6 protein-coding genes are annotated in these 9,558 nt (G+C 67.6%); 3 read left to right on the plus strand and 3 right to left on the minus strand.

Annotation, left to right across the window (positions count from 1 at the left end):
* Nucleotides 1-218: 218 nt before the first annotated feature.
* On the minus strand, nt 219-1,688 hold the full coding sequence (locus JL37_RS23790) for an NAD-dependent succinate-semialdehyde dehydrogenase (protein ID WP_043547418.1): 1,470 nt from the start codon (nt 1,686-1,688) through the stop codon (nt 219-221).
* A gap of 147 nt (nt 1,689-1,835) precedes the next feature.
* The gene (locus JL37_RS23795; protein ID WP_043547534.1) at nt 1,836-3,101 is read right to left on the minus strand and encodes a 4-aminobutyrate--2-oxoglutarate transaminase; all 1,266 of its coding nucleotides are present in this window, start codon (nt 3,099-3,101) and stop codon (nt 1,836-1,838) included.
* 100 nt (nt 3,102-3,201) lie between these two features.
* On the opposite strand from JL37_RS23795, the gene JL37_RS23800 reads away from it, so the two are divergent.
* Nucleotides 3,202-4,719 carry a PLP-dependent aminotransferase family protein gene (locus JL37_RS23800; protein ID WP_043547419.1) on the plus strand — a complete coding sequence of 506 codons (1,518 nt, stop codon included), beginning with the start codon at nt 3,202-3,204 and terminating at the stop codon, nt 4,717-4,719.
* Here JL37_RS23800 and JL37_RS23805 read toward each other — a convergent pair.
* Complete coding sequence (locus JL37_RS23805) at nt 4,705-5,601, minus strand: DUF72 domain-containing protein (RefSeq protein ID WP_043547421.1); 897 nt, start codon at nt 5,599-5,601, stop codon at nt 4,705-4,707. The genes JL37_RS23800 and JL37_RS23805 overlap by 15 nt on opposite strands.
* Nucleotides 5,602-5,747: 146 nt before the next feature.
* Between JL37_RS23805 and JL37_RS23810 the strand changes: the two genes are divergently transcribed.
* A complete protein-coding gene (locus JL37_RS23810) occupies nt 5,748-7,856 on the plus strand; it encodes an ATP-dependent helicase (RefSeq protein WP_052097573.1) in 2,109 nt (702 codons plus the stop codon).
* A 65-nt stretch (nt 7,857-7,921) separates the two neighbouring features.
* Entirely contained in the window at nt 7,922-8,926 is a 1,005-nt protein-coding gene (locus JL37_RS23815; protein ID WP_043547422.1) for a magnesium and cobalt transport protein CorA, read from the plus strand.
* Nucleotides 8,927-9,558 lie beyond the last annotated feature (632 nt).

A 9,558-nucleotide genomic window follows, 5' to 3' on the forward strand; every position in this document is an offset into this window, starting at 1 on the left:
CCGTCCTCGCGCAATGTCAGACACCCGAATCCAAGCAGTGTCTGACACCCATACGAAACGCTCGTGCAGGCTGTCGCTGTCCTGCCCGGGTGTCAGACACCCGGGTGGCAGCCGCACTTGGCCGTGAGGGCGTCTCGTAGGGGTGTCAGACACTTCTCGACGCGCAAAGCCGGTCAGACACCCGGATCCAAGCAGCGCCTGACAGCCCCGCCAAGAACTCAGGCGCCCAGGTCGACGCAGAGGTACTTGATTTCCAGGTACTCTTCGATGCCGTACTTCGAGCCTTCGCGGCCCAGGCCGGATTGCTTGACGCCGCCGAACGGGCCGACCTCGTTGGAGATGATGCCGGTGTTGATGCCGACGATGCCGTACTCCAGCGCTTCGGACACGCGCCAGATGCGGGCGTAGTCGCGGGTGAAGAAGTAGGCGGCCAGGCCGAAGATGGTGTCGTTCGCCATGCCGATGACTTCCTCTTCCGTTTCGAAACGGAACAGCGGGGCGACCGGGCCGAAGGTTTCCTCGGTCGCGAAACGCATCGACTGGGTCACGTCGCGCACCACGGTCGGTTCGAAGAACGTGCCGCCCAGCGCATGCGGCTTGCCGCCGGCGATCACGCGGGCGCCGTGCGCGGTAGCGTCGGCGATGTGTTCCTGCACCTTTTCCACGGCGCTGCTGTCGATCAGCGGACCTTGCGTGACGCCGGCGGCGAAGCCGTCGCCCACCTTCATGGCCTCGACCTTGGCCACCAGGCGCTTGGCGATCTCTTCATAGACGCCGGCCTGCACGTAGATGCGGTTGGCGCAGACGCAGGTCTGGCCCGCGTTGCGGTACTTCGAGGCCAGGATGCCGTCCACGGCGCGGTCCAGGTCGGCGTCGTCGAACACGATGAAGGGCGCATTGCCGCCCAGTTCCAGGGACAGCTTCTTGATGGTGGGCGCGCATTGCTCCATCAGCGTGCGGCCGACTTCGGTGGAGCCCGTGAAGCTCAGCTTACGCACGACGTCGCTTTCGCACAGGGCGGCGCCGATCTCGCGCGAGCTGCCGGTGACGACGTGGAACACGCCTGCGGGCACGCCGGCTTCCTCGGCCAGCACGGCCAGCGCCAGCGCGGTCAGCGGCGTCTGCTGGGCGGGCTTGACAACCATGGTGCAGCCGGCGGCCAGCGCGGGGCCGACCTTGCGCGTGATCATCGCGGCGGGGAAGTTCCACGGCGTGATGGCGGCGGTGACGCCGATGGGCTGCTTGAGCGCCATCAGGCGCTGGCCGGCCTTCGGGCTTTGCAGGATGTCGCCGTCGATGCGCTTGGCTTCTTCGGCAAACCATTCCAGGAACGAGGCGGCGTAGGCGATTTCACCGGCGGCTTCGGTCACGGGCTTGCCCTGTTCGGACGTCATGATGGCGGCCAGGTCGCCCTGGTGCTGCAGCATGAGCTGCGCCCACTTCAGCAGGATCGCGGCGCGTTCCTTGCCGGTCTTGGCGCTCCAGGCGGGCAGGGCGGCCTCGGCGCTGGCGATGGCCTGTTCGGTTTCCTTGCGGCCCAGCTTGGGCACCGACACGATGGTCTTGCCGGTGGAGGGGTTGCCCACGGGGATGGAGGGGCCGTCGCCGGCGCCCACCCACTTGCCGTCGATGTAGCAGGCGTCGCGCAGCAGGTCGGGGCGCGCGAGAGGTTGGGTCAATGCTGTCATTGTTGGAGTCTCCTTGAATGGAAGGCGGGCGGCCAGGAAACGCTTGCGGGCGCCGCGGGTTTCCGGCTCGATGTTCGAGCCGGAAGCCGCTACGCCCGCAATGATTGTGCCTGTACGCCGGAAAATCGGGTGTTCAGGCCCCCGGCCTCAGGCGGCGAGCGCCTCGGACAGGATAGCCAGCGCGCGATCGAACTGGGCGTCGGGAATGGTCAAGGGGTACAGGAACCGCAGGACGTTGCCGTATACACCGCAGCTTAGCAAAATCAGGCCCTTTTCGATGGCGCGCGCTTGCACGCGCTTGACCGCTTCCGCGTCCGGCTTGCCGGTGGCGGGATCGTTCAGTTCCAGGGCGACCATGGAACCCAGGCCGCGTACGTCGGCGATGCCGGGAACCTTGGCGCGCAGGCCTTCCAGGTGCGCGCGCAGCTTGTCGCCCAGCTGGGTGGCGCGTTCGCACAGCTTTTCCTCGGCGATCACGTCCAGCACGGCATGCGCGGCGGCGACGGCCAGCGGGTTGCCGGCGTAGGTGCCGCCCAGGCCGCCCGCGGCCGGAGCGTCCATCACGTCGGCGCGGCCGACCACGCCCGAGATCGGGAATCCGCCGCCCAGGCTCTTGGCCATGGTGATCAGGTCGGCCTGGACCGAATGGTGCTCCATGGCGTACAGCTTGCCGGTGCGGCCGAAGCCCGTCTGCACTTCGTCGGCGATCAGCAGGATGCCGTGCTCGTCGCAGACCTTGCGCAGCGCCGTCATCAGTTCGGGCGGGGTGATGTTGAAACCGCCTTCGCCCTGCACCGGCTCGATGATGATGGCCGCGACGCGCTTGGGGTCGATGTCGCACTTGAACAGCAGGTCCAACGCCTTGAGCGAATCCGCCACGGTGATGGACTGCGTGGCGTTGGGGAACGGCACGTGATAGATGTCGCCCGGCATCGGGCCGAACGACAGCTTGTAGGGGGCGACCTTGCCGGTCAGCGCCATGCCCAGCATGGTGCGGCCGTGGAACGAGCCGGAGAAGGCGATCACGCCCGAGCGGCCGGTGGCGGAACGCGCGATCTTGACGGCGTTTTCGACGGCTTCCACGCCCGTGGTGAAGAAGGCGCTCTTCTTCAGGCCGTCGATCGGGGCCAGGCGGTTGATGCGCTCGGCCAGGGAGACATAGCCTTCATACGGCACGATCTGGTAGGCCGTGTGCGTGAAGTTGTCCAGCTGAGCCGAGACCGCGGCCTTGACCTTCGGGTGCAGGTGGCCGGTGTTCAGGACGGCGATGCCGCCTGCGAAATCGATGTATTCCTTGCCGTTGGCGTCCCACAGCGTGGCGTTTTCGGCGCGCACCGCGTAGAAGTCGCACATGACGCCGACGCCACGGGGCGTGGCCAGGGAACGGCGGGTATTCAGGTCCTGATTCTTCATCTCAGCCTCGCAGAGCATGATGGGCGGTAAGTAACACTCCTATTTAATGCTACGATGGCTCCATTTGTGGGAACCACTTTGATAAATCAGGTAGAACCAATTGCGTTCCATCGTTGGTGACTTGCTCCTGCTGCGCCTGGCCGACGGGTCCGGCGAGCCGATGAACAAGCGCTTATACCAGGGTATCCGGGAAGCCATCCTGGACGGCGCCATCGCCGCCGACTCGCGCCTGCCCGCCACGCGCGACCTGGCGGCCGAGCTCGGTATCGCCAGGAATACCGTGGTGCACGTCTACAGCCAGCTCCTGGCCGAGGGCTATACCCGCAGCCGGCAGGGCAACGGCACCTTCGTCAATGCGTCCGTCCCGGATTCCTACCTGGCCAGCGGCCGGCGCAGGCGCCAACCGCCGCCGCCCCAGCCGCGCCCGGCGCTGTCGCCGCGCGGCGCCGCCATCGTCGACGGCGTGTCGGCCTCGCCCTACCAGTGGGGCGCCTTCATGCCCGGCGTGCCCGACCTGACCGAGTTCCCGCACAAGAAGTTCGGCCGCATCTTCAGCGGCCTGTGGCGCAATCCCTCGCCCGACCTGCTCACCTACGCCTATGGCGGCGGCCTGCCGGCGCTGCGCGAGGCGCTGGCGCAGCACCTCGCGCTGACCCGCTCCATCGATTGCGACCCCGAGCAGATCATCATCACCGAGGGCTCGCACCAGGCCATCGACCTGACCACCCGCATCCTGGGCGAGGCCGGCGAGACTGCCTGGGTCGAGGACCCGGGCTACTGGGGCGCCCGCACCATCCTGCAGGCCAACGGCCTGCGCACGGTGCACCTGCCGGTGGATGAAGAGGGCATGCGGCTGCCCGACATCGTGGGCACGCCGCCGCGCTTCATCTTCGTCACCCCCTCGCACCAGTATCCGCTGGGCCCGGTCATGTCGCTGGCCCGCCGCCGGCAACTGCTTGCGGTGGCCCGCCAGAGCGGCAGCTGGATCATCGAGGACGATTACGACAGCGAGTTCCGCTTCTCCGGCAGGCCCATCGCCTCGCTGCTGGGGCTGGAGCCCGACGCGCCCGTCATCTATATGGGCACCTTCAGCAAGACCCTGTATCCGGGCCTGCGCGTGGGCTACCTGGTGCTGCCCAAGGCCCTGACGGCAGCGTTCCAGGCCGCGCACGCCGAACTCTACCGCGAAGGCCATCTGATGACCCACGCGGCGCTGGCCACCTTCATTTCGGAAGGCCATTACGCCGCCCACATCCGCCGCATGCGCATGCTGTACGGGCGCCGCCGCGCCATGCTCGTGAACCTGATCGAACGGCGGCTGGGCCCCGACTGGCTGCACCGCGACGCCAGCATGGCGGGCCTGCATCTGGTGCTGACCCTGCCCATGGACATGGACGACCTGCGCGTGGTGGACGTGGCGCGCGGCAAGGGCGTGCTGACCCGCGCGCTGTCGCGCTACTACGTCAACGACGAGGGGCGCCGTCCCGGCTTGCTGCTGGGTTACGCCTGCGTTCCCGAGAACGAGATCGCGCGCAAGTTCGAGGTGCTGCTGGAAAGCCTGGCGGAAGTGGCGCATGCGCCCGCCGGCCTGGCCGTGGCCCAGTCAGGCCGGCGCTAGCGCCGCCGCAAAGGCCGCGGCATTGCGCATGCCCTGGTCTTCGAAATTGGTGTTGAACACCGCGTGCGCCTGGGCGCTTTGCGCCGCCAGCCGCGAGAAGCGCTCGGCCAGCTCGGCCAGCTCTTGTTCCGAATATTCATACTGGAAGCGGCCGGATGACGCCGTTCCCGAAACGTTCCAGGCGGCTGCGTTGCGTCCGTGCAGGCGCAGCAGGGCCAGATCAGGATGGGTGCATTCCCAGATGGCCGGCACGGTATTGGAGAAGCCCTGGGGCGCGTCCACCACGGTATGCGCGACCCCGAGCTCGCGTTCGAACGCCAGTGTGTCCGCGGTGGCCGCGGCCGAGCCGAACCAGCTGCCGTGCCGGAACTCCACCGATACCAGGTGTTCTTCCATGCGCCGCGCGCAGTCGGCCACCCGCGCCATGCCGCGCGCGTCGCGCCGGACCCAGGGCGGGAACTGGAAGTGCACCGCGCCCAGCTTGCCGGGCAGACGCAGCGGTTCCAGCGCGAGCTGGAAGCGGCGCCAGAGTTCGTCGCGCAGGTCTGGCGGCATGCGGTCATGGTAGATGACGGATTCCGGCCAGCCGGAAAGCTCGCGGCGGATGTCGGCCGGCAGCGCGGAAAGCGGCGTCTGGTGCCCGGTGAACAGCCGGAAGGCCTTGATGTTGAAGACGAATCCGTCCGGCGTGCGCTGGTCCCAGAGATAGGAGTTTTCCGCCGTGGGCATGGCGTAGTAGCTGGAATCGACCTCGGCCATGGAAAAGCGCGACGCGTAGAAGCGCAGCCGGGCCTCGGCGCTGCGGACCTCGGGCGGGTAGAAGCGGCCGCAGGCGAGCAGCGTGGGATCGGTCCAGGAGGCGGTGCCGGTCAGGAGGCTCATGGGGCGGACGCGTAGGGGGCGAGGCGCGGGCGCCCAGCGGATCGGACGGAAATCAAAAAATTCTGTATAAATATACAGTGCCAATCCGAAGCCGGGCAATGTCCCGGCTCTTTCTTTACCGAGGCCGCCGCCCGCGGCCCAGTTCCATGTCCGACCCGACCCGCCTGCCGTCCCCATCCGCCCCCGGCCGTCCCGATCCCCTGGCCGATCTCAACCCTGCCCAGCGCGAAGCGGCCGAGTTCGGCGTGGCGGGCGCGCCAGGGGACGACGGCCCCCTGTTGGTGATCGCGGGGGCCGGCTCGGGCAAGACCAACACCCTGGCGCACCGGGTCGCCCATCTGATCCTGAACGGCGCCGACCCGCAGCGCATGCTGCTCCTGACGTTTTCCCGCCGCGCGGCGCTGGAAATGGAGCGGCGCGTGGGTTCGGTGCTGCAGCGGGTGATGAACCTGCGCGCCACGCAGCAGCCGCCATCCTTGCCCTGGGCGGGCACCTTCCACGCGATCGGCGCGCGGCTGCTGCGCGATTGCGCGCAACGGATCGGCTTGTCGGAAGCCTTCACCATCCACGACCGCGGCGACGCCGAGGACCTGATGGGCATGGTCCGCCATGAACAGGGCCTGTCTTCGACGAAGTCCCGCTTTCCGCTCAAGGGCACCTGCCTGGCCATCTATTCGCGCGTGGTCAACAGCCAGACGCCAGTGGCCGATGTGCTGAAAACGTCCTTCCCCTGGTGCGCCCAATGGGAGGAAGAACTCAAGAACCTGTTCCGGGGCTACGTGGCCGCCAAGCAGGACCAGCAGGTGCTGGACTACGACGACCTGCTGCTCTACTGGGCCGAGATGATGTCGGATCCGGGGATAGCGGCGGATGTGGGCGCGCGCTTCGACCACGTGCTCGTGGACGAATACCAGGACACCAACCGCCTGCAGGCGGCCATCCTGCTGGCGATGAAGCCCGACGGGCGCGGCCTGACGGTGGTGGGCGACGACGCGCAGTCCATCTATTCGTTCCGCGCGGCCACCGTGCGCAATATCCTGGATTTTCCCTCGCAGTTCCCTAAGCCCGCGCGCGTGATCACGCTGGACCGCAACTACCGCTCCACTCAGCCCATCCTGAACGCCTCCAATGCCGTCATCGGCCAGGCGACCGAACGCTACGCCAAGGACCTCTGGACCGACCGCCAGTCGTCCCAGTTGCCCGAGCTGGTCACGGTCAGCGACGAGGCCGGGCAGGCGCGCTGGGTGGCCGACCAGGTGCTGGCGCAACGCGAGGGCGGCGCCACGCTCAAATCGCAGGCCGCGCTGTTCCGCACCTCCAGCCACAGCGCCGCGTTGGAACTGGAGCTGACCCGCCGCAACATTCCCTTCGTGAAATTCGGCGGCCTGCGCTTCCTGGAAGCCGCGCACGTGAAGGACCTGCTGTCGCTGTTGCGCTGGGCCGAGAATCCCAGGGGCCGCATGGCCGGTTTCCGCGTGGCGCAACTGTTGCCGGGCATCGGCCCGGCCACGGCGGGCAAGCTGATGGACGCCATGGCCGCGTCGGCGGAACCCTTGCGCGCGCTGCGCGAGTTCAAGCCTGGCGCGGCGGCGCAGGAAGAGTGGCGCGGGTTCGCCGATACCTATGCGGCGCTGTGCGATCCCGGGCTGAAATGGCCGGCCGACGCGGATCTGGCCCTGCGCTGGTACGCGGGGCAACTGGAGCGCCTCTACGACGACGCGCGCGTGCGCCGCGCCGACCTCGACCAACTGCTGCGCATCGCGTCGGGCTACCCGTCGCGCGAGCGCTTCCTGACCGAGCTGACGCTGGATCCGCCGGACGCAACCAGCGACGAATCGGGCGTGCCGCTGCGCGACGAGGACTACATGATCCTGTCCACCATCCATTCCGCCAAAGGGCAGGAATGGAAGGCGGTCTACGTGCTGAACGTGGTTGACGGCTGTATCCCGTCCGACATGAGCACCGGCACGGCCGAAGAGATCGAGGAAGAGCGCCGCCTGCTGTACGTGGCCATGACCCGGGCCAAGGAACGCCTGCAGCTCATCGTGCCGCAGCGCTTCTATGTGCATCAGCAGACCGGCATGGGCGACCGCCATGTGTACGGGTCGCGCACCCGCTATATCTCGAACGCGATGCTGCCGCTGTTCGACCATCTGCCCAAGCTGCCGGAGCTGCCCGCCGGGCGCGGCGCCCTGAAGGAACCGCAGGCGCCCAGTGTGGACGTGGCGCGCCGGGTGCGCAATCTGTTCTCGTAGAACGGGCTATCATCGCCCGATACGCATAAGCTGTCCTGCAGGGATCGCATAGTCTGAGGGTGTTTATGTCCACTGAAGAACACGCCGCCGGCGCCCCGAAGGGCGAGGTCATCGCGTCGATCGCCTACATCAACGGACGGCGGGAACGCGAGGTTCCGATCGAGGAGGTCGGGCAGTACGTCGGCCAGGGCCACGGCATGCTCTGGATCGGCCTGCGCAATCCCGGTCCCGAGCTGCTGGCCAAGGTTGCCAGCGAACTCGGCGCCTGCGACAAGAACCAGGAAGAAATGCTGGAGGCCCACCGGCGGCCGAAGATCATCGACTACGGCAACATGATTCTCATCGTGGCCATCACGGTGGAGGTCGAGGCCGAGCGCCCGATCTTCGGCGAAACCCAGTTCCTCATCGGCGACGGTTTCCTGGTCACGGTGCGGCGAGGCGCCACCGCGGGCCATAGCCCTTTGCGCGAACGGCTGGAGGCTTCGCCCGACTTGCTCAAGCGCGGTAGCGACTACGTGGCCTCGGAGCTGCTGGATTGGCTGGTCGACCGTTACGTCGCGGCCGCCGGCAAGATCGAATCCGTGGTCGAGGGCGCCGAGCAGAAGCTGCTGATCCGCGGCGCCAAGGACTCCGACATCCGCAGGCTGTACCGGCAGCGCCGCGATCTGCTGCGCATCCACACGGTGGTGTCGCCGCTGGCCGAGATCTGCCGCCGCCTGGCGCGCGTGGAAATGTCGGCCGTGGACGAGCATGCGCGGCCGTACTTCGGCGAGGTGGCCGACCGGGTGCTGCGCGTGGACGAACTATTCAATTCCCTGCGCGAATCCCTGGCGTTCGCGTTCGAAGCCAGCCTGATGATCGGCCAGGCGGCTCAAAACGACACGACCCGCAAGCTGGCGTCCTGGGCCGCCATCCTGGCGGTGCCCACCGCCATCGCCGGCATCTACGGCATGAACTTCGAATTCATGCCCGAACTGAAATCGCCCTGGGGCTATCCGGTCACGCTCGGGGTCATCGCCTCGGCCTGTTCCATCCTGTACTGGCGATTCCGCAAATCCGGCTGGCTATAAAACCGCGCGGCGTGCTGAGGCAAGTGTCTGACACCGCGTTCGGTTCCCGGGCCGTGCAGCGCAGATATCCAAGTGTCTGACACCCGTACGAGACACCCGCAGGAATTGAGGCCGACGCTCCCCGGGTGTCTGACACCAGCTCCGGTTCCCGGGCCGCCAGCCACGTCGTGTGCCTGGGATGCGCGGGTCCACGATTGCGGTCCGGAGCCTTCGCTCCGGACTTCCCCTGCGTCATCCTCGTTGTCGCCTGCGGCGACCGCCTTCGGATTCCCTTGGGCTTATCGACGCCCCGCGCATCCCAGTCCCCCGCCGCGTCCGGCTCGGGCGGCGTTGATTTTTCGGCCGCCGGGGCGATTGGTGTGCTTGGGTTTTAGCCGGCGACGGTTTGGCCGCGGACGATCTTGCGTTGCCCGCCCCAGGCCGGCCGCGCGGGCGGCCTTTTGGGGCCTACGCAGTGTCTTGCGGCTGAGGCCGTGCGCGGCGTGGATATCCAGGTGTCTGACACCCGTACGAGATGCCCGTACAAATTGAGGCCGGCGCCCCCGGGTGTCTGACACCGCGTTCGGTTCCCGGGCCGCGCAGCGCAGATATCCAAGTGTCTGACACCCGTACGAGACACCCGCAGGAATTGA

Origin of the sequence: Achromobacter sp. RTa, from assembly GCF_000757485.1 — a bacterium.
GTDB lineage: Bacteria > Pseudomonadota > Gammaproteobacteria > Burkholderiales > Burkholderiaceae_B > Achromobacter.

Bases quoted from the DNA above. Each gene is read 5' to 3' on its own strand.
- JL37_RS23810 (WP_052097573.1), top strand. From the start codon at position 5,748: ATGTCCGACCCGACCCGCCTGCCGTCCCCATCCGCCCCCGGCCGTCCC.
- JL37_RS23790 (WP_043547418.1), bottom strand. From the start codon at position 1,688: ATGACAGCATTGACCCAACCTCTCGCGCGCCCCGACCTGCTGCGCGAC.
- JL37_RS23795 (WP_043547534.1), bottom strand. From the start codon at position 3,101: ATGAAGAATCAGGACCTGAATACCCGCCGTTCCCTGGCCACGCCCCGT.
- JL37_RS23805 (WP_043547421.1), bottom strand. From the start codon at position 5,601: ATGAGCCTCCTGACCGGCACCGCCTCCTGGACCGATCCCACGCTGCTC.
- JL37_RS23815 (WP_043547422.1), top strand. From the start codon at position 7,922: ATGTCCACTGAAGAACACGCCGCCGGCGCCCCGAAGGGCGAGGTCATC.